We start from the raw sequence: 19,405 nt of genomic DNA on the forward strand, positions 1-19,405 counted from the left end.
GATCACGGCATAAGCCGTAAAGCCATTGCGCAGGGAATGTCGGATGTTCTCCGCTGCCCTGTATGCTCGTGTGCAGCCTACTTAGCACTAACCGCACACGGGACCGCGGGTGCAGCGCGCATCCGGCATTCCCTGCGCCCTCTGATTTTCGAGGGTGAAGAATTTTCTATAACTCGGGCGCATCGCGTCGCGAGAATGCGAAACTATTTCCACGTCGTCCCGGCGAAGGCCGGGACCCATAACCACAGGAAGAAGTTTTGCGAATGGTCTCTGCTACCGAGCTTCATAGAGAGATCACGCGGTATGGGTCCCGGCCTGCGCCGGGACGACGGCGCTCTTTAAAATTCGAATCCGTTGCAACGCACCGGCTGCACCGACCCCGCTAAACCGGCTCGTAGCTCTCCGTCGCGCAGGTGTCTTCCGCCTCGACGTGGCGGCGATCGAAAATCGCGCCGTTGGAAATCGTGATACGATAGGTTTGCGTGCCGAGCGGCTTGCCGTTCACCGAGGTCAGCTCAGCCTTGACGCAGGCGGTCCAGCCCGTTCCGCGCAGCTCGGGGCGCGGTGCCGAGAACTGTACTCCCCTCGGATTGGATGCCGCCAGGAACACCGAATCCAGTTTTTCGCTGAGCAGACGCTTGAGGTCCGGCGGTGCCTCGAGCGGCGGCGGTTCGGGTGCTTTGGCGCGCATGAATTCCGGCACCGGCGAGCGGACGTCGGCAAAGCCGCAGCCTGCCAGCACAAGCGCAACGCCCGCGATCAACGCAATGTGAACAATGACCCGCCCCATCGCCGGCTTTCTACCCCGGGACGGCGAAAATTGCGCCCCCCGGCGGCGATCAAATTGTGCGGCCGATCGGGTCACGCCGATCAACATTTGCTGAACAGCGCATCCGGACAGGCTATCATGCCCCGGATACCGATCCCGGGATTGCCATCATCCCGACGGAACGTAGCCGAACAGGATGGCGAAGAAAGCAAGGGCGATGAAGACCATTACGATTGCGGCATTCATTCTGGCGTTGCTTGCGATGCCGGCGCACGCCCAGGGCCGGCGACAGCAAGGTGGTGCTGAGGAAACGAGAGCGAAGCAGGACACCAAGCCGAAGGTGGACGAGAAAGCCTACAAGGCTGCGCTCGATCGAATTCCCGAACCGAAGGAAAAATACGATCCCTGGGGCGTCGCGCGCCCGGCGGAACCCGCCAGGAAATCCAAGTAATCCAAGAAATCCAAGTAAACCAAATTGATTACATCAATCGCGTTGGATTTATGCCTGCGACAAATTCGTCGTTGAACTGAGTCTGTGTCCCACCTCACACTGCCTGACTTGCTTGAACCTTTACCACCAAGACCTTGACCAATTTGCAGCCTGCATTGCCGGAGGTGGCCCCATGTTTCGTCACGCGCTTTTCCATCTGGTGTTTCCGGCGGCGCTGCTGCTGGGCGCGCATTCCGCCTCCGCCGAAAGCCGTCTCGCGCTGGTGATCGGTCAATCGGCCTATAAATCCGTTCCGGCGCTGCCCAATCCGATCAACGACGCCAAGGCGGTCAGCCAGATGCTGATCGATTCCGGCTTCGAGGTTTCGACCGCTTCCGATCTGTCGCAAAGCCAGATTCGCGACCAGCTCTCCGAGTTCGCCGGCAAGGTCGCGTCCAAGGGCGGCGATTCCATCGCGCTGGTGTATTACGCCGGACATGGCGTGCAGATCGACGGCGAGAATTTTCTGGTGCCGGTCGACATCGATCCGAAGCGGGAATCCGACATTCCGATCCAGGCGATTCGGCTGAACGACGTCTTGAACACGCTGACCTCGGCGCCGAGCAAGATGCGTATCCTGCTGCTCGATGCCTGCCGTAACAATCCGTTCCCCAGCATTGCCAAGAGCGCGGGCGGCGGGCTCGCGATCATCGACGCCAAGATCGGCGCGCCGAATACGTTCCTGTCGTTCTCGACCTCACCCGGTGCGGTGGCCGAGGACGGCACGGGCAGCAACAGTCCCTACACCACCGCGCTGATCGCCGCGGCCAAGGAAACCAACATCCCGATCGAGGAAACCTTCAAGCGCACGCGCGTGTCGGTCAACAAGGCGACCGACGGTCGGCAGACGCCGTGGGACAGCTCCTCGCTGACCGAGGATTTCAGATTTTCCGGCACCCCGGTGGCCGGCCCGAAGCTGGCTGCGACCAAGAAAACCGTCGAGGAGTGGACGCGCGAATTGAAGGGCAAGCCGGTCGAGGCCGCGAATGAAATCATCGTCGCCGATGGCACCGATGAATCCTACGAGGCGTTTGCCGTTCTGTACGCGCAGACTCCGCTCGGTGCGCTGGCCCGCGACTGGCTCAATCGGCACAAGCGCATGGTGGCGTGGAACAATGCGGTGATCACCAACACCGCGGCGGGCTATCGCGCCTTCCTGACGAGGTTCCCGGACAGCGATTTGACGCCGACCGCACGCACGATGGAAGAACGCCTGCGCAACCGACCCGAGATCATCCCGGCGGTGGCGGTGAGCGGTGGCGCTACGCCGCAGAACGTCGCGCTGACCTGTCCCTGCACCCCGCCGGCGTCAGCGCCGCAGCTGAAGAAGAACAATACGCCGATCAAGCGCGTCGATCCGGATCCGCCCAAGCGCGTCGAGCGTGCGCCGCCGAAGCGGGGGCGCGGGCCCGACTACTATGATGATGAAGTGGTCTATCGCCGCCCGCCGCCGCGCGAGGTGTATGAGCCCGTCGGGCCGCCTGTCGGCGTCGGCATCGGGATTGGCATCGGTGGCGGCGGCTATGGCGGCGGCGGTCATCAGGGCGGCCGGGGTAGATACTGAAGCGGCAATCACGTAATCGATCTTGCAGGAGAGCGCCGCGCGTGCGGCGCTTCTCCTTGCGGAGATAGCATGCGAAGCCTGATCGGCCTGTTCGCCTCGCCCTCGTTGTCGCGCTGCTGGTGCTCGCGGCGTGGCGCTGGCACCGCCGCCGTCGTGCGAAACGTTATCGTGCTCTGTTTGAGAATCCCATGTAGCGCAGCGTAATTGCGGACGTTCGATTGAGCACACGCGGTGCTTGCGCATGCATTCGGATTTCGATTACGACATTGCCCGGGAAACGTGCTGGCGCGGTTTTCCGGCATTGGTGCCGGCTTTCGCTGTCATGCGCCAAGGGAGAGCATCATGAAGACGACTGTTTCGATCCTGTTTGCGGCGGCGCTTACGCTGTCATCCGTTCCGGCGCATGCCGTCGTGCTCGATCTGTCGACCATGACCTGCAAGCAGTTCGTCGATGGTGGTGATGACACCATCAAGATGGTGCTGACCTGGATGGACGGCTGGTACAAGGGCGACTCCGACGAGGCGATCATCGACACCGACGTGTTCGTCGAGAACGCCAAGAAGTTCGGCACCTATTGCGGAAAGAATCCGACGATGAGCATCGTCAATGCCGCAGAATCGGTCCTCGGCAAGTAACGCCTGAATAACTACAGCATCGCGAACGCGCTCGAGACCATCGCCACCGGCTTGTTGTCGGTGGCGCTGGAGAGCGTGACGCGGCCGAAGCTCATGGTGCGCCCGAGGCGAACAACGCGCGCATCGGCCAGCACGTCGGAGGCGGTGACCGCGCGCATGAAATGCGTGGTCTGATCGACCGTCGTCATCGGGCGATAGCCGCGATTGGCGGCCACGTTGGCAATCACCATCGCGGTGTCGGCAAACGCCATCAGCGCCTGGCCGGAGACAACGCCGCCATTGCGGCACAGCCGTTCCGAGAACGGCATGCGCAGGATCGCACCGGGCTGCCAGTCGGCCGATCCACCCGGCGGCGGGGTGAAGTCGAAACCCTCGATCGACAGATTGAGGTCAAGCACCCACGGTGCAAACACCTCGTCCAGCACCCGCTTTGCTTCCGTGATGCCGAATGCCGCGGTCTGTTCCTGTTGCATGAATGGTTGTTCCTCGGACGATATTTATCCGCCCATTGTAAGGGGCATTCGGCCGAAATGACCATGGCAAGCCCGGTCGGCATTCCCAAACGACCGCCTGCATTGGCTTGAAAATGCCAGACTTGAGGGGCATGATCGCCGCTTCGGGGAGTGGGGCGCGTTCATGTTTCGCCGGGTGGTATTGATTTCGAGCCTGATTGCCGTGGGCCTTGCGCTTAGCGGCTGCACCAAATGCGGTCCGATCTGGGACGACTGGATGCAATCCCCCAAATCCTGCAAGTCGGACCGGCTTTGATCCACCGTGGGCGCGCGCTTGGCGGCGCGGCTGCGGCGGTGCTATACCGCCCGAAAACGCCGGGGGAGAGCGTCCCAAAGGAGAGCCTGTTATGAGAATTCTGAGCGCGGCCGCGATGATGGTGTTGCTGATGGCGCCCGCTTACGCGCAAATGCCCAATCTCAACCTGATGCCTGAAGTCGCCACCAGGACTCCGGAGGAGAAGGAACAGGATGCGGTCAGGGATAAGGCCTACAAGGAATCGCTGAAGAAGATTCCCGACTCCAAGGCCTCTTCCGATCCGTGGGGAACCGTGCGCAGCAACGACACGCCCAAGGCGGCTGCGCCAGCCAAGCCGAAGACCGGCAGTGCGGCCAATACCCCTCGCTAGCCGAAAGCCCCCATAGCGCAGACTCGGAATCGTTCTCCGCCGGCCCTATATTGAACGTGTCGTCATGTGTTTCGGAGTTGCGGCATGGTCATGCGCCCGCGCGATCTGGCCAGCCGGATGGCCACCCGGCGCAAGCCGGATGATGGCTATCTGCGCGAGACCTTCACGCTGCCGCGCGAGGTAGCGCGGACGAGGGCGCGCGATTTCCTCAGCCGCTATCCCAAGGCGGCCTATTTGAGCGCGGTCGAGAGCTGGCGCGAACTACCCGGCGGCGACATCGAATTCACGATGCGGCGGCTTCCCAGCGCGGACTAGAAAATCAGGCATTGGTCGCAAGTCTAGTGCTGCGGGCCAGCACTTGGAGCCCAGCGCTTGTTCGCGGCCACCGCCAAGGCGGCCGCTTGGTTGTCGAGATGGTGCTGGCAATGCAGGGAACGGCGAACTAGCCAGATGCGCTTTTTTTCCGCTCGCGGTTGATCCGCAGCTGTACCCGTCTCACCGCGAGCAGATAGAGTTTGGCTTCGGTTTTGCCGGTGACGACCCTGTCGTCAATCCGGAATTGCCATTTCCAGATACCCGGAGCAACCGCAGTCACGGTGTATTCGACGCCCTTGTAGATCATGAAGCAGCCCTGTCCGACCCAAGCCGCATTCAATCCGAGATTGTCACTTTAGATTGTAAATATTATTTGATGCCCGTTGAGGGAATGGGCGGGTGCGGGGCCCCGAACTGGGAGGTCGCTCCGCGCCCGGTGTGCCTGAGCTCGCGGTCAATCTTCAGCTGAACGCGGCGCATCGCGAGCAGGAGCAGTCTCGCTTCCGTTCTTCCCGATCTGACGAGGTCACCGATCCGGAATTGCCAGTTCCAGATCCCCGGGGTTTCCGATCTTGTCAGCGTATATTCTATACCTTTGTGATTCATAGGGAATCTCCCCATACGCCAACTGAATTAACTGAGTTGGGCGGGCAAAGTTTCCATTTGTCCGATAGCGTACTTTGCGGTCGTCTAACGATAAAGCGCGCCTGTGACACGCGGTGATCGCTATGCGAGGGGCAATCCCGCGTTCGGCAGTTGGGGTGGCCAAGCCGCCTTGCCGGCGCGCCCACGAGCCGCGGCTTGTTGCTTGCCGGCAGCGCCTGGAATGCCCGCGGAGGCAGTCTTTGACCTTCCTGACCTCTCCAAAACGCACCGCGCCGCGCAAGCGGAATATACTCGCTTGGCGGCGCAGGCTTATACCCCGAGTGATGCAATGTCCCAGGCAGCAATATGTCTTGGCGGCCCTGCAAAAGGTTCAACGTCTGCTGTTAAAAAAATCCGATGCTGAAACGAAGCATCGCTGCCGCCGTATCTGTCTGACGGTGGGGTGGTCCTCCAGATTATTCCCCGCTGTCGGCGACCCCGTCCGTATGGCCCCATGCGGCGGGGTCGTTTTGCTCTGGCGACGCGACCGGCGCGCGGCTTAATCGAACGTGACGCCGATGCGCTTATCCTTGCGCCAGACGATATGGCACGGCCGCTTCAATTGTTCTGATGGCACGAACAATGTGAAGCGGTCCGGGATGAACAGCGGGGTCACGACCTCGAGCGCTGCGCCGGAGGCCGAGAGATTCCGAACGGTGCAATCAATCCCGCCGCCGCCGAACTCGATGGTTCCGGCCTTCAACGTGCGACGCCGCGGTGCGATCCGGGTCTCGTCCATAGAATCTCATTATAGCACTGATTCACCTGCAAATGGATGGTGGGTCCGGGTTCGCGCGGGGGTAAGGCGCGAACACAAGGCGAAAAACTGGCGACCATCCGGTTGGGAACTTTGTTCTTGTCCGGAGAACTACGGGGGAAGGCCGCCTTGCGACGACGGCCTGGCGCCGCATTAAGGTTCGCTCGCCGGAGCCTTTGCGGATCCCGCCTTGAACGCATTTTTCAGGTCGCCCAAGAGGCCGCCAATGAAAGGCGGCCTCTTCAAAGCGTCGGTTACGGCAGGGTTGTCGCGATGTTCCTGATGGTACCGGTATGGAAGCGAATGACGGCTACGACATGGTGGTAAAGATCGCTCAAACGGCCGCCGCCGTTCACGGCGTCCAGTTCGTCGATGGTCAGTTCGCCGACGTTCAGTTCATCGATAGGCTTCTGGCCAATCTCAATCATGCGTCTCTCCTTTGATGGGGATTACGACAATCACGTTGCAAGGGTGCGCTCGGATGTTCCCGTTGGCTGTGACGGCTGGCACACTCCAAATCGCGTCGAGCGAAGGCACCGATCAATTCGCCGATCATCGCCGCACAAGTTGCGTTGAGCGGATACGCGGTCAGCACAGCTTCTCGCAACTGGCCGAAATAGGACGTCAGGCATTCTTGGATGGCGCTGGCGGCGTCCTCAAACAAAAGAGGCCGCCAAGCAAGGCGGCCTCTCAATTCCGGTTTGCCGGACCGGCACTATCGCATGTGCAGGGTCATCTTCTGCGGCGATACCAGCGGCTGGTGCACGGCGTCCAGCAAGCGGGCGCCCAAAGCCTTCAGGTACGCGTCGACGATCCGGTCGAGGATGGCGCCGCCGCTGACCTGTTCGAGTTGTTCAAACGACATTTCGCAGATTTCGTTGTTGAGTTCGGTCATGTCCGTCTCCTGTTTGCGTGGGCAGGACCATTCCCGCCACCCTGGATGTCAGGGATAGGCTGACCCTCGACGCACCGCTGTGATGACCGTCACACGACGGCTCAGACGCAAAATCGCGAAAACAACCCCATGCAAAGTAGAATAGGCCCCGCCGATGATGCCGAGTCGGGTATTGGCCGAAATGGGACACCCGTGAAGGCAAAGTAGCCACTCAAAAGCACAACGCCGCCAAGCTGAATAATGCTTGGCGGCGCTGCACCCGAGCTGGAAATTGCAATGCCCCAGCCTGGAGTATACGTCCGGGACAGGACAAGGTTGCTGAAAAGGGACACAGAATTTCGGGAACAAGTGGCAATGGGCGGAGTTGTGAAGGCGCTGCCAGTCCCAATTGCCCCGGCAGCACAAGCGGCCCCAGTGCCTCTTCCCCGAGGCTGGGGCCGTTTCTTTGGGCGCGCTTAAGACAGCTTCGAGGGCACGGCAAGCGCCAGTGCTTCGATAGCCAGTTTCACGAATGATGGTGGCAGCGCGCCCTTTGCTGGTGAGAGAGACAACGATCAGGATAGCAATACGCTGGCTGCGGGTTGGATGCGCAACAAAGTCGTTCGCGAAATCAATGTGCGGTTATTGGTCGAAGGGAAGATGGACCGATAGAGATCGGCAAACTTGATCAAAGTTGCTCGAGGCCAAAAGCAAAAGGAAGTCTTGGAGGACGATGACGAAGAAGGGGCCGCCAACGGAGGCGGCCTCGGAGCCTTGTTCACGGTCGGAGAACTACGGGCAGTGCCGACTCGGGCGGCCTCGTTTACGCGACGGGCGGGTAGCTGGGTTTCGGAAGGCTGATTGCACTGGAATTGATGACGCCCTTCGAAATGACTTTACCCCCTGAGACCGATTCAAGCGCATCGTCGGTCAGTCGCTCCGCATCGGTCAGTTCGCGAATTTCATTCTGGTTGTTCATGGTCCCGCTCCGCGTTACGGCGCCCTTGTGCGCCGTTGATCTGGAGCGAGTATGCCGGGCGGCTATCGGGGCGACTGTGACAGTCGTCACGAAAGCGTCCCTGCAAAGGAAAGAGGGCCGCCAACTGAGGGCGGCCTTACTTTTCTAGGCTGGTTCTGGTGGTTGAAGTCCAGGAGAGGAAAGCCACTCGTTGATGTGAGAGGCCGTCTCTAGCTGCCTGATCTTCCTGAGCAGCACTTCCTTCTGAGGACCAGGTTTGAGCTTGGTTGCCTGTGCTTCCAACCGGGCCTTCTCAGCTGCAATTCGATCTTCAAATGTGTGAGGAACGGATCGGCGACGCTGCATGATACAACCTCGTTGCTGACGGGTCCTAACCGTAGGGTTTGCATGTCCGATCCTATAAAATTCCGATCCCGGACGTCGGTTCCGAAGTGAACACTCCAAAAAAGGCCACTGCGCATTTCAACTTCGGCCACCACTAGGGGTCGAAACAGGCCAGTACCGGCCGGTCCGACCTACCCATTTAGGGGGATGAACAGAGCGCGGCAACATCGCGGCGCTGGTGAGGGCCAAAAGGGGCCACCTCAAAAATCACAAGGGATCATTAACTTAGAATGGGGTTGAGAGGGGCCAGCACCGATCTCTCTAAAAGAACATATTGCGAACATAGAACAAAGGTGGTACAAGCATTCACCGTCAGTCGAATCCCCTGAGATCCTCGTCGTCCGTTTGTCCCGCTAGCGAATCCCCGCCATAAGGAGCACCCATGTCCGCCACTGCCCTGCGTATCGTCGAAGGATCCTCCATGGATAAGACCAAGGCCCTGTCCGCCGCGCTCTCCCAGATCGAGCGCCAGTTCGGCAAGGGTTCTGTGATGAAGCTGGGCAAGAACGATCGCTCGATGGATATCGAGACGATTTCGTCGGGCTCGCTCGGGCTGGACATCGCGCTCGGCGTCGGCGGCCTGCCGAGAGGCCGCGTCGTCGAAATCTACGGGCCGGAATCCTCAGGCAAAACCACGCTGGCGCTGCATACGGTGGCCGAAGCCCAGAAGAAGGGCGGCATCTGCGCCTTCATCGACGCCGAACATGCGCTCGACCCGGTCTATGCCCGCAAGCTCGGCGTCAACATCGACGAGCTCCTGATCTCGCAGCCCGACACCGGCGAGCAGGCGCTGGAAATCTGCGACACGCTGGTGCGCTCGGGTGCGGTCGACGTGCTGGTGGTGGATTCCGTCGCCGCCTTGGTGCCGAAGGCCGAACTCGAAGGCGAGATGGGCGATGCGCTGCCCGGCCTGCAGGCGCGGCTGATGAGCCAGGCGCTGCGCAAGCTCACCGCCTCGATCAACAAATCCAACACCATGGTGATCTTCATCAACCAGATCCGCATGAAGATCGGGGTGATGTACGGCTCGCCGGAAACCACCACCGGCGGCAATGCGCTGAAGTTTTACGCCTCGGTTCGCCTCGACATCCGACGCATCGGCGCGATCAAGGAGCGCGATGAAGTCGTCGGCAACCAGACCCGCGTCAAGGTCGTAAAGAACAAGCTGGCGCCGCCGTTCAAGCAGGTCGAATTCGACATCATGTATGGCGAGGGCGTCTCCAAAATGGGCGAAATCCTCGACCTCGGCGTCAAGGCCGGCATCGTCGAGAAATCCGGCGCCTGGTTCTCCTATGACAGCCAGCGGCTCGGGCAGGGGCGTGAGAACTCGAAGGCGTTCCTCAAGGCCAATCCCGACATGACCGCAAAGATCGAGGCTGCGATCCGCCAGAACTCCGGCCTGATCGCCGAACAGATTCTGGCTGGTCCCCCCGAGCGCGACGCCGACGGCGAAGAGCCGGCCGACGAGTAGGATTTTCCGGACCTCGGATCGCATGATCCGGGTTTCGACATAGCGGGTGCTGAGGACGTTGAGTTGCCGACGTCTTCAGTGCCCGTTTTGTTGTGTGTAGGCGGGTGACGAACATGACGCGGTTGGTTTTGACATCGAGCGATTCGGCAGGCGGGTGCCTGCTGCGCGCCGGGGTCGGCGATATCGTAATTCCATTTGGCTTCCGGCTCGTCTGGGGCGAATTGCCATCCGACGCGAAGCTGGAAGCCATGTTGGGGCCGGGCTTACTGGATCGTTTTCTACCGCACCGGCTTGGCAAGTTTCATTCGGAAGAGGTGGGGCCGCTTGATCTCTGCGAACGCTGCGAGACCGTCGAATTGTGGTTCGACCTCGAGCCGAACGCACAGCTCTTGCTCATTCAGCTTCTCGATTGCCTGAGTTCGCGCAAGAGTATCGTCTCGAAACTGAGCTTGTATCAGGCGGACGTCGACATTGCCCAACAACATCCGGAAACGATTTCGGAATGGAAGCCGCCCGGCATTAGAATCCAAATTGAGCATACCGAGGCGGCCAGTATGGCTTGGCACGCTTATCGACAGCCGACGCCGCGGCATTGGGCTGATTTGCTCGATAAGGATCTCAGCGCTTTGCCGCAGCTTCGGCAGACCGTGATGGAATTACTCGAAGAACTACCCAGGCCTGCAACCGGCCTAGGCGCGACCGAAATGCGAATGCTGGAACTGGTCGCGGCCGGCGACGTAACTCCGTTCGACCTTTTTCCGGGCCACAACAAGCAAAACACGCGGCGAGTGTTCGGCTATTGGGAGGTCGGCGCGCTGCTGGACGGCTTGGCTCGCGGTCCGGCACCTGCCGTAGCCGGCCTCGAGGAGGGACCGTTTACGGACGAGATGCATGATGACGCTGACCGTCTCGTGCGATACAGAAAGAGCAAACTGTCGCTGACCAAGCTCGGCGAGGCCGTCTTGGCGCAGGCTGAAGATTTCAGCCGGCACAATCCGATGCACCGCTGGTGGGGTGGGACGGAATTGACCAATGACAATCTGTGGCGCTGGGATCCGGTGAACCGCGCGTTGGTCGCGCCCTGATTTGTAGGATGGGTATCGCTGCGCTCCGACGAAGCTTACTCCGCTGCCTGCGCGTAATCCTCGACTGGCGGGCACGAGCACACCAGGTTGCGGTCGCCATAGACGTTGTCGACGCGGCCGACCGGGCACCAGTATTTGTCCGTCCGCGAGGTGCCGGCCGGGAAGCAGCCCTCGGCGCGGCTGTAGGCGCGGGCCCAGGCGTCGTCGGCGATGTCGTGCACGGTGTGCGGGGCGTGGCGCAGCGGCGAGGCCTCGATCTTCCAGCGGCCGCTTTCGACCTCGGCGATCTCGTTCCGGATCGCAATCATGGCGTCGCAGAAGCGATCCAGCTCCGCCTTCGATTCGGATTCGGTCGGCTCGATCATCAGCGTGCCCGGCACCGGAAAGCTCATGGTCGGAGCATGGAAGCCGTAGTCGATCAGCCGTTTCGCGATGTCGTCGACGGTGACGCCGCTGGTCGCTTTGAGCGGGCGGGGATCGACGATGCATTCATGCGCGACGCGGCCTTTTGCATTTTTGTACAGCACCGGAAAATGCGGATCGAGTTTCGCCGCGATGTAGTTGGCGTTGAGGATCGCGATCTCGGTCGCCCGCGTCAGGCCTTCGCCGCCCATCATCAAAATGTAGATGTAGGAGATCGTCAGGATCGACGCCGAGCCGAACGGGGCGGCCGACACCGGCCCGATCGGATGCGGGGTAGCGCCATCGGTCGCTGGGTGGCCGGGCAGGAACGGCGCGAGGTGCGCCTTGACGCCGATCGGTCCCATGCCGGGGCCGCCGCCGCCATGCGGAATGCAGAACGTCTTGTGCAAATTGAGGTGGCTGACGTCGGCGCCGTAATCGCCGGGCCGCGACAGGCCGACCTGCGCATTCATGTTGGCGCCGTCGAGATAGACCTGTCCGCCATGGCCGTGCACGATGTCGCAGATATCGCGGATATGCTCCTCGAACACGCCATGCGTCGAGGGATAGGTGATCATGATCGCGGCGAGATTTTTCGAATGCTTCTCGGCCTTCGCGCGCAGATCATCTACGTCGACGTCGCCTCTGATGTCACAGGCGACCACCACCACGTCCATGCCGACCATCGCGGCGGAGGCCGGGTTGGTGCCGTGCGCGGAGGAGGGGATCAGGCAGATTTTGCGCTGCGGCTCGCCGCGCGCGGCGTGATAGCCGCGGATCGCGAGCAGCCCGGCATATTCGCCCTGCGCGCCGGAATTCGGCTGCAGCGAAATCGCCTCATAGCCGGTGATGTCGCACAGCCATTTTTCCAGCCGTTCAAACAGTGCGTGATAGCCCCTGGCCTGTTCGTTCGGAGCAAACGGATGCAGGCTGCCGAACCCGGCCCAGGTCAGCGGGATCATCTCCGCCGTGGCGTTGAGCTTCATGGTGCAGGAGCCGAGTGGAATCATCGCCCGGTCGAGCGCGAGATCGCGATCGCTGAGCTTGCGCATGTAGCGCAGCAGCTCGGTCTCGGAGCGGTGGGCGTGAAACACCGGATGGGTCAGGAACGCGGTGGCGCGCTTCAACTCGGGCGGAAGGTCCTCGCGTACGCCAATCTCGATTTCCGCGTAGGACAATTTGCCGCCGAACGCGCGCCACACCGCCTCGATCACGGCCGGCGTCGTGGTCTCGTCCACGGCAATGCCGAGCGTGCCGTCACTGATCCGCAGATTGATCCTCTCAGTGCGGGCGCGCGCGACGATCTCGTCCTGCTTCGCAGCAGTCGCCACCGTGACGGTGTCGAAGAAATTCTGTGACGCCGGCGCAAAGCCGAGCTTGCTCAATCCCGCCGCCAGCACGGCGGCGCGCCGGTGCACCTGGCGCGCGATGTACGTCAGTCCTTCGGGGCCGTGATAGACCGCGTACATCGAGGCGATCACCGCCAGCAGCACCTGCGCGGTGCAGATGTTGGAGGTGGCCTTTTCGCGGCGGATATGCTGCTCACGGGTTTGCAGGGCGAGGCGATAGGCCGGCTCGCCGCGCGAATCCACCGACAGCCCGACGATGCGGCCGGGCAGCGAGCGCTTCAGCGCGTCGCGCACCGCCATGTAGGCGGCATGCGGCCCGCCGTAACCCATCGGCACGCCAAAGCGCTGCGCCGATCCGATTGCGATATCGGCGCCGAGTTCGCCGGGCGAGGCCAGCAGCGTCAGCGCGAGCAGGTCGGCGGCGACGACGGCAAGCGCCCCCTTGGCGCGCAGCGACGCAATTGCGGGGCGCAGATCACGCACTGTGCCGGAACTGCCGGGGTATTGCAGCAGCGCACCCAACACGTCCGCCTTGTCGAGATCGGCGAGGGGATCGCCGACGATCAGTTTCCAGCCCAGCGGCTCGGCGCGGGTGCGGAGCAGCGCCAGCGTCTGGGGATGCACGTCCGCATCGACGAAGAACGATTTGCTCTTCACGCCAGAGAAGCGCTCCGCCAGCGCCATCGCTTCCGCGGCGGCCGTGGCTTCATCGAGCAGCGAGGCGTTGGCGACGTCGAGGCCGGTGAGATCGCAGATCATGGTCTGGAAGTTGAACAGCGCCTCCAGCCGGCCCTGGCTGATCTCGGGCTGGTACGGCGTGTACGCCGTGTACCAGGCCGGGTTCTCCAGGATGTTGCGCTGGATCACGGCGGGCAGAATGGTGCCGGAATAGCCCTGGCCGATCAGCGAGGTGAACACCTGGTTCTGCGCGGCGAGTTCCCCCATATGCGCCAGCGCTTCGGTCTCGCTCAACGCGCGCCCGAGATCGAGCGGCGTCTTCTGCCGGATCGAGGACGGCAGCGTCTGGCTCATCAACTCGCCGAGGCTCTTGGCGCCGACGCTCTCCAGCATCGCCGCGATGTCGCGGGGTGAGGGGCCGATGTGGCGGCGCACGAAATCGGTGGCGGCCTCGTTGGTATGCTTGAGCGGCGCGTTCATGGCTATTCCTCTTTATTCGCCGTCATGCCCCGCGAAGGCGGGGCATCCAGTAATCACTGGCTTCAGCGGTTGAATCGAGATGTCACGGCGTACTGGATCGTCCGCCTTCGCGGACGATGACACCGGATATGTGGTTATGAAGCGCTTCATCTTCTCACGCGGTGTGCTTGGCGTAGGCGGCCTCGTCCATCAGGCCATCGAGTTCGCTCTTGTCCTTGATCTTCAGCTTGAAGAACCAGGCCTTGCCGGCGGCGTCGGAATTCACCAGCGCGGGTTCGGCGGCGAGTTCCTCGTTGACTTCGAGCACGTCGCCGGAGATCGGCGCGTAGACGTCGGAGGCGGCCTTGACGGATTCGACCACGGCGGCGGCCTCCGCCTTCTTCAGGCTGCGACCGACCTTGGGCAGTTCGACGAACACGACGTCGCCGAGCTGCGACTGCGCATAATCCGTGACGCCGATGGTGGCGACATCGCCCTCGATGCGGAGCCATTCATGGTCAGTTGTGAACAAGATCGTCATGAGACTTCCTTCAGCGTTTATAGGTGTTGGGAACGAATGGCATGGGCGCGACCTGCAGCGGCAGGCGCTGGCCGCGGACTTCGGCGAAAACTTGCGTGCCGGTTGTGGCGAGTGACGACGGCAGATAGCCCATCGCGACGGGTGCATTGAGGCTCGGGCCAAAACCGCCTGAGGTGACCTTGCCGATCGGCTGGGCCGAGGAGCTATCGGCAAACAACACCGCGCCTTCGCGCACCGGCGCGCGGCCTTCGGGCCGCAGGCCGACGCGGCGGCGCGCGGCGCCTTTTTCAAAATGGGCAAGAATGGCCTCAGTGCCGGGGAAACCGCCGGCACGCGCGCCGCCAGTTCGCCGGCTTTTCTGCACCGACCATTCCAGCGCGCCCTCGACCGGGCTGGTCGTGGTGTCGATGTCGTGGCCGTACAAACAAAGTCCGGCCTCGAGCCGCAGGCTGTCGCGGGCGCCCAATCCGATCGGCAGCACGTCGCTGTTCTCCAGCAGCGCGGTCACCAGAGCTTCGGTGTGTTCAGCCGGAACCGAAATCTCAAACCCGTCTTCGCCGGTATAGCCGGAACGGGAAACGAAGCAGTCGAAGCCCGCGACCTTGCGCGGACCGGTGTCCATGAATTTCATCCCGCCGACATCTGCACAAAACTTCGCCAGCGCGGATTCGGCCTTCGGCCCCTGCAGCGCGATCAGCGCGCGGTCGGCCAGCGAATCGATCACGCAGACATCCGAAAGGTGCGCGCGCAGATGCGCCTCGTCCTCGGCCTTGCAGGCGGCGTTGACCACCAGAAACAGATGGTCGCCGAAATTCGCCACCATCAGGTCGTCGAGAATGCCGCCATCGGGATTGGTGAACTGCGCGTAGCGTTGCCGCCCGGGCGCCACCGCCACGATGTCCTGCGGCACCAGCCGCTCCAGCGCCAGTGCGGCGTCCTCGACCTTGCCGGATTTCGGCCGCAGCGCGAGCTGGCCCATATGCGAGACGTCGAACAGGCCGGCGGCGCTGCGCGTGTGCTGGTGTTCCCGGAGCACGCCGGCGGCGTACTGCACCGGCATTTCATAGCCGGCGAACGGAACCATCTTGCCGCCGCGTGCCACATGGAGCGCGTGCAGGGGTGTGTGATGTAAAGGAGATTCGTCGCTCGCCAGCATCCCAAGGACCCTCCAGGGTTCGGGGACCAGCCCCCGAAAACCCAAAGAAAGCCCCATCTGTCGCTGTGCCTGAGAGTATTATCCCGTCGGCGGACACCCCTGGGCCAAAGCCCTTCGGTGTCTCTTTCCAGATGCTAGTCCGTCACGGGGTCCGTTTGCCTGAGAGTTTCCGGGGCGGTTGCTCCTTCGGCGCCGGCGCTTAAGCCGATCTCTCCCGACGTGACGTCTTGAACATAGGCAGGAAAACACGGCGCCACCATGGCTGTCAACGCACGGCGGCAGCTATCAACCAGTCTTGTGTGCTGCGGCAAGCCTATGATCCGCCTGCACAGTTTCTGGACACCGCCTTTGGCCTTGTCTAAAAGCGTTGCGCCGGCAGAGAAGGCTATTTGCGGCCTGACCCGGTCCTATTTCCGATTGGATGAACATGAGCGGCGTCAACGAGATCAGGTCGACATTTCTGAATTACTTCAAGGCGAATGGTCATGAGATCGTGGCCTCGTCGCCGCTCGTGCCGCGCAATGACCCGACCCTGATGTTCACCAATGCCGGCATGGTGCAGTTCAAGAACGTCTTCACCGGCGTCGAGAAGCGCTCGTACCAGCGCGCCACCACCTCGCAGAAATGCGTCCGCGCCGGCGGCAAGCATAACGACCTCGACAATGTCGGCTACACCGCGCGCCATCTCACCTTTTTCGAGATGCTCGGCAATTTCTCGTTCGGCGACTACTTCAAGGAGCGCGCGATCGAACTCGCATGGAATCTGATCACGAAGGATTTCGGGCTGAAGAAGGACAAGCTGCTCGTCACCGTCTATCACACCGACGACGAGGCGGCCGCCCTTTGGAAGAAGATCGCGGGCTTTTCCGATGATCGCATCATCCGCATCCCGACCTCAGACAATTTCTGGGCCATGGGTGATACCGGGCCCTGCGGTCCCTGCTCGGAGATCTTCATCGACCGCGGCGAGCACATCTGGGGCGGTCCGCCAGGCAGCCCGGAGGAGGATGGCGACCGCTTCCTCGAATTCTGGAACCTCGTCTTCATGCAGTTCGAGCAGGTGACGAAGGAGGAGCGCCAGCCGCTGCCGCGTCCCTCGATCGACACCGGCCTCGGGCTGGAGCGCATGGCCTGCATCCTGCAGGGTGTCGAGAGCGTGTTCGAGACCGATCTGTTCCGTCATTTGATCGATGCCACCGCATCCGCGCTCGGGGACGGACCGCAGGAGCAGAACGTGGCGTCGTTCCGCGTCATCGCGGACCATCTGCGCTCCTCGGCCTTCCTGATCACCGACGGCGTGCTGCCGTCGAACGAAGGCCGCGGCTATGTGCTGCGCCGGATCATGCGCCGCGCGATGCGCCACGCGCAGTTGCTCGGCGCGCGCGATCCCTTGATGCATCGTCTGGTCTCGGCGCTGGTGCGCGAGATGGGCCAGGCCTATCCGGATCTGGTGCGGGCCGAAAAGCTGATCGAGGAAACGCTGCGGCTGGAGGAAACTCGCTTCCGGAAGACGCTGGCGCGCGGCCTTTCCATTCTCGACGAGAAGAGCAGTTCGCTGAAGAAGGGCGACATGTTCGACGGCGATACCGCGTTCACGCTGTACGACACCTACGGCTTCCCGCTCGATCTCACGCAGGACGCGCTGAAATCGCGCGGCATCAGCGTCGATCTCGCCTCGTTCACCGATGCGATGGAAAAGCAGAAAGAGAAGGCGCGCGCGTCGTGGTCCGGAAGCGGCGATACCGCGAGTGAGAACATCTGGTTCCCGCTGCGCGAAAAACTCGGCGCCACCGAATTCCTCGGTTATGAAACCGAGAGCGCCGAGGGCGTGGTTTCCGCGCTGGTGAAGGACGGCAAGGATGCTGACAGCCTCAAGGCCGGCGAGACCGGATCGATCGTTCTGAACCAGACGCCGTTCTATGCGGAGTCCGGCGGCCAGGTCGGCGACACCGGCGTGATGATCGGCGAGGGCGTCAAGTTCCGCGTCACCGATACGCAGAAGCGGGCCGGCGATCTCTTCGTGCATCAGGGCACGGTGGAGCAGGGCACGCTGAAGGTCGGCACCGCCTTGCAGCTCGAGGTCGACCATATCAGGCGCTCCTCGATCCGGGCGCATCACTCGGCGACGCATCTGCTGCACGAGGCGCTGCGCCAGGTGCTCGGCGACCACATCGCCCAGCGCGGCTCGCTGGTGGCGCCCGATCGCTTGCGATTCGATTTCGTGCACCAGAAGCCGATCACGGCGGAAGAAATCGCGCGCATCGAGGATATCGCCAACGAGGTGGTGCTGGAGAATGACGAAGTCACGACGCGCCTGATGGCGGTAGACGACGCCCGCGAGGCCGGGGCGCGCGCACTGTTCGGCGAAAAATATGGCGATGAGGTGCGCGTGGTGTCGATGGGCAAGCAGGCCCGCGACCAGGGCCAGAACACGCTCGGCTGGTCGGTGGAATTGTGCGGCGGCACGCATGTGCGCCGTACCGGTGACATCGGCCTCATTTCAGTGACCGGCGAAAGCGCGGTTGCCTCCGGCGTCCGCCGCATCGAGGCGCTGACCGGACGTCATGCGCGCAAGCACGCCAACGACACCATGCAGCTTGCGAGGAATGCGGCCGGCGAACTGCGCACCTCGGTCGAAGAGATGCCGGCGCGCATTGCCGCGCTGGTGGAAGAGCGCAAGAAGCTCGAGCGCGACCTGTCGGATGCGCGCAAGAAGCTCGCGATGGGCGGCGGCGGAGGCAATGGCGCTGGGGCTACCGGCGGCGTGCGCGAAGCGGGCGGCGTCAAGCTCCTGGCGCGTGCGGTCGAAGGCGTCGAGACCAAGGATCTCAAGAGCCTCGTCGACGACGGCAAGAAGCAGATTGGCTCCGGCGTGGTTGCGATCGTCGGCGTCACCGAGGATGGCAAGGCCGGCGTGGTGGTCGGCGTCACCGCCGACCTGACCTCGCGCTTCAGCGCGGTCGATCTGGTCAAGATCGCCTCGGCGACGCTCGGCGGCAAGGGCGGCGGCGGGCGGCCCGACATGGCGCAAGCCGGCGGGCCCGACGGCACCAAGGCGGATGCCGCGCTGTCGGCGATCGAACAGGCGATGGCCGGCGCGTAGCGACGCGCTGCGCGATGGCGGGGACGCGCCCGACGACTAGGCGCGTCGCTCAGGGTTTGCGCAGGAACACATAGTCCGCGGAGTAGGGCACGTTCAGGAAGCTGCCGATGGTCTCGCAGGCGCCGTCGCGCTTGCCGCCCTTGGTGTTGATCCGCTGCACAATGGTGGCATCGGCGAGGACGCCGCTGCCGCGCCTTGAGGTCACTTCGAGCTTCAGCCACGGGATGTCGTTCGCGGTCGTGCCGGGGGCGTTGCCGGCGACCTTGGCAGCCACCGCGCTGCCGTCGCTGTGTTCCCAGTTCGGTCCGGCGTAGTGGCGGCCGACGGTCTTGCCGTCGGCGAGCAGCGTCGCGATCGGTTCGCGGAACGACCAGATCGCCTTGCCGTCGGCGCCGGCCTTGCATTCATAGACCTGCGCGCCTTCGGCATGCAGGGTCACGACGACGCTTTGGCCTGGTGCGCCGATGGCTTCGGGAAGCGGTTCGGCGGCGCGTGTGGTCGCTGAACTCGCAAGCAGCAGGAGGGTAATCGCGGCAATCCGAAGAGGAGGCATGGCGATACTCCGAACTCGTCATGGCGAGAAGCGGAAGCTTCGCTCGCCATGACGTTA

General features: G+C 62.6%; 19 protein-coding genes and 1 riboswitch. Of the genes, 8 read left to right on the forward strand and 11 right to left on the reverse strand.

Annotated features, from left to right (window positions below):
* Window positions 1-382: 382 nt before the first annotated feature.
* Entirely contained in the window at window positions 383-790 is a 408-nt protein-coding gene (locus tag JQ597_RS11905) for a hypothetical protein (protein ID WP_212264353.1), read from the reverse strand.
* 196 nt (window positions 791-986) lie between these two features.
* Here JQ597_RS11905 and JQ597_RS11910 point away from each other — a divergent pair, with 196 nt between their 5' ends.
* The 3 genes from JQ597_RS11910 to JQ597_RS11920 all read left to right on the forward strand — a co-directional run bounded on the left by JQ597_RS11910 (window position 987) and on the right by JQ597_RS11920 (window position 3,459).
* A complete protein-coding gene (locus tag JQ597_RS11910; RefSeq protein ID WP_212264438.1) occupies window positions 987-1,220 on the forward strand; it encodes a hypothetical protein in 234 nt (77 codons plus the stop codon).
* Window positions 1,221-1,392: 172 nt separating this feature from the next.
* Window positions 1,393-2,823 (forward strand): caspase family protein, encoded by a 1,431-nt coding sequence (locus tag JQ597_RS11915; protein WP_212264354.1) that lies wholly within the window; start codon window positions 1,393-1,395, stop codon window positions 2,821-2,823.
* 342 nt (window positions 2,824-3,165) lie between these two features.
* Entirely contained in the window at window positions 3,166-3,459 is a 294-nt protein-coding gene (locus tag JQ597_RS11920; RefSeq protein ID WP_212264355.1) for an HdeA/HdeB family chaperone, read from the forward strand.
* Between the two features lie 11 nt (window positions 3,460-3,470).
* Here JQ597_RS11920 and JQ597_RS11925 read toward each other — a convergent pair whose 3' ends face one another.
* A complete protein-coding gene (locus JQ597_RS11925; protein WP_212264356.1) occupies window positions 3,471-3,932 on the reverse strand; it encodes a PaaI family thioesterase in 462 nt (153 codons plus the stop codon).
* A gap of 386 nt (window positions 3,933-4,318) precedes the next feature.
* On the opposite strand from JQ597_RS11925, the gene JQ597_RS11930 reads away from it, so the two are divergent.
* A complete protein-coding gene (locus JQ597_RS11930) occupies window positions 4,319-4,597 on the forward strand; it encodes a hypothetical protein (RefSeq protein ID WP_212264357.1) in 279 nt (92 codons plus the stop codon).
* 84 nt (window positions 4,598-4,681) lie between these two features.
* Window positions 4,682-4,912 carry a hypothetical protein gene (locus tag JQ597_RS11935; RefSeq protein ID WP_212264358.1) on the forward strand — a complete coding sequence of 77 codons (231 nt, stop codon included), beginning with the start codon at window positions 4,682-4,684 and terminating at the stop codon, window positions 4,910-4,912.
* A gap of 127 nt (window positions 4,913-5,039) precedes the next feature.
* Here JQ597_RS11935 and JQ597_RS11940 read toward each other — a convergent pair whose 3' ends face one another.
* The 5 genes from JQ597_RS11940 to JQ597_RS11960 form a co-directional block, all read right to left on the reverse strand.
* A complete protein-coding gene (locus JQ597_RS11940; RefSeq protein ID WP_212035073.1) occupies window positions 5,040-5,219 on the reverse strand; it encodes a hypothetical protein in 180 nt (59 codons plus the stop codon).
* Between the two features lie 837 nt (window positions 5,220-6,056).
* Complete coding sequence (locus JQ597_RS11945; protein ID WP_192734191.1) at window positions 6,057-6,296, reverse strand: PilZ domain-containing protein; 240 nt, start codon at window positions 6,294-6,296, stop codon at window positions 6,057-6,059.
* A 272-nt stretch (window positions 6,297-6,568) separates the two neighbouring features.
* Window positions 6,569-6,742, reverse strand: coding sequence for a hypothetical protein (locus JQ597_RS11950; protein ID WP_192734190.1), 174 nt, complete (start codon window positions 6,740-6,742; stop codon window positions 6,569-6,571).
* A gap of 287 nt (window positions 6,743-7,029) precedes the next feature.
* Window positions 7,030-7,209 carry a hypothetical protein gene (locus tag JQ597_RS11955; RefSeq protein WP_212204474.1) on the reverse strand — a complete coding sequence of 60 codons (180 nt, stop codon included), beginning with the start codon at window positions 7,207-7,209 and terminating at the stop codon, window positions 7,030-7,032.
* Between the two features lie 802 nt (window positions 7,210-8,011).
* Window positions 8,012-8,167, reverse strand: a complete 156-nt coding sequence (locus tag JQ597_RS11960) for a hypothetical protein (protein ID WP_212264359.1) — start codon at window positions 8,165-8,167, stop codon at window positions 8,012-8,014.
* 766 nt (window positions 8,168-8,933) lie between these two features.
* Between JQ597_RS11960 and recA the strand changes: the two genes are divergently transcribed.
* Complete coding sequence (gene recA / locus JQ597_RS11965; protein ID WP_212264360.1) at window positions 8,934-10,022, forward strand: recombinase RecA; 1,089 nt, start codon at window positions 8,934-8,936, stop codon at window positions 10,020-10,022.
* Window positions 10,023-10,135: 113 nt separating this feature from the next.
* Window positions 10,136-11,107, forward strand: a complete 972-nt coding sequence (locus JQ597_RS11970) for a hypothetical protein (RefSeq protein ID WP_212264361.1) — start codon at window positions 10,136-10,138, stop codon at window positions 11,105-11,107.
* A gap of 35 nt (window positions 11,108-11,142) precedes the next feature.
* Here JQ597_RS11970 and gcvP read toward each other — a convergent pair whose 3' ends face one another.
* The 3 genes from gcvP to gcvT all read right to left on the reverse strand — a co-directional run bounded on the left by gcvP (window position 11,143) and on the right by gcvT (window position 15,692).
* On the reverse strand, window positions 11,143-14,016 hold the full coding sequence (gene gcvP / locus JQ597_RS11975; protein ID WP_212264362.1) for an aminomethyl-transferring glycine dehydrogenase: 2,874 nt from the start codon (window positions 14,014-14,016) through the stop codon (window positions 11,143-11,145).
* 154 nt (window positions 14,017-14,170) lie between these two features.
* Entirely contained in the window at window positions 14,171-14,536 is a 366-nt protein-coding gene (gene gcvH / locus JQ597_RS11980) for a glycine cleavage system protein GcvH (protein ID WP_212264363.1), read from the reverse strand.
* 10 nt (window positions 14,537-14,546) lie between these two features.
* Window positions 14,547-15,692: a glycine cleavage system aminomethyltransferase GcvT gene (gene gcvT, locus JQ597_RS11985; protein ID WP_212264364.1), complete on the reverse strand. Its 1,146-nt coding sequence runs from the start codon at window positions 15,690-15,692 to the stop codon at window positions 14,547-14,549.
* A 137-nt stretch (window positions 15,693-15,829) separates the two neighbouring features.
* Window positions 15,830-15,920: riboswitch (glycine riboswitch) on the reverse strand.
* 199 nt (window positions 15,921-16,119) lie between these two features.
* On the opposite strand from gcvT, the gene alaS reads away from it, so the two are divergent.
* The gene (alaS, locus tag JQ597_RS11990) at window positions 16,120-18,795 is read left to right on the forward strand and encodes an alanine--tRNA ligase (protein WP_212264365.1); all 2,676 of its coding nucleotides are present in this window, start codon (window positions 16,120-16,122) and stop codon (window positions 18,793-18,795) included.
* A gap of 49 nt (window positions 18,796-18,844) precedes the next feature.
* Here alaS and JQ597_RS11995 read toward each other — a convergent pair whose 3' ends face one another.
* The gene (locus tag JQ597_RS11995; RefSeq protein ID WP_212264366.1) at window positions 18,845-19,348 is read right to left on the reverse strand and encodes a DUF3455 domain-containing protein; all 504 of its coding nucleotides are present in this window, start codon (window positions 19,346-19,348) and stop codon (window positions 18,845-18,847) included.
* Window positions 19,349-19,405 lie beyond the last annotated feature (57 nt).

Source organism: Bradyrhizobium sp. AUGA SZCCT0177 (assembly GCF_018130125.1).
Lineage (GTDB): Bacteria > Pseudomonadota > Alphaproteobacteria > Rhizobiales > Xanthobacteraceae > Bradyrhizobium.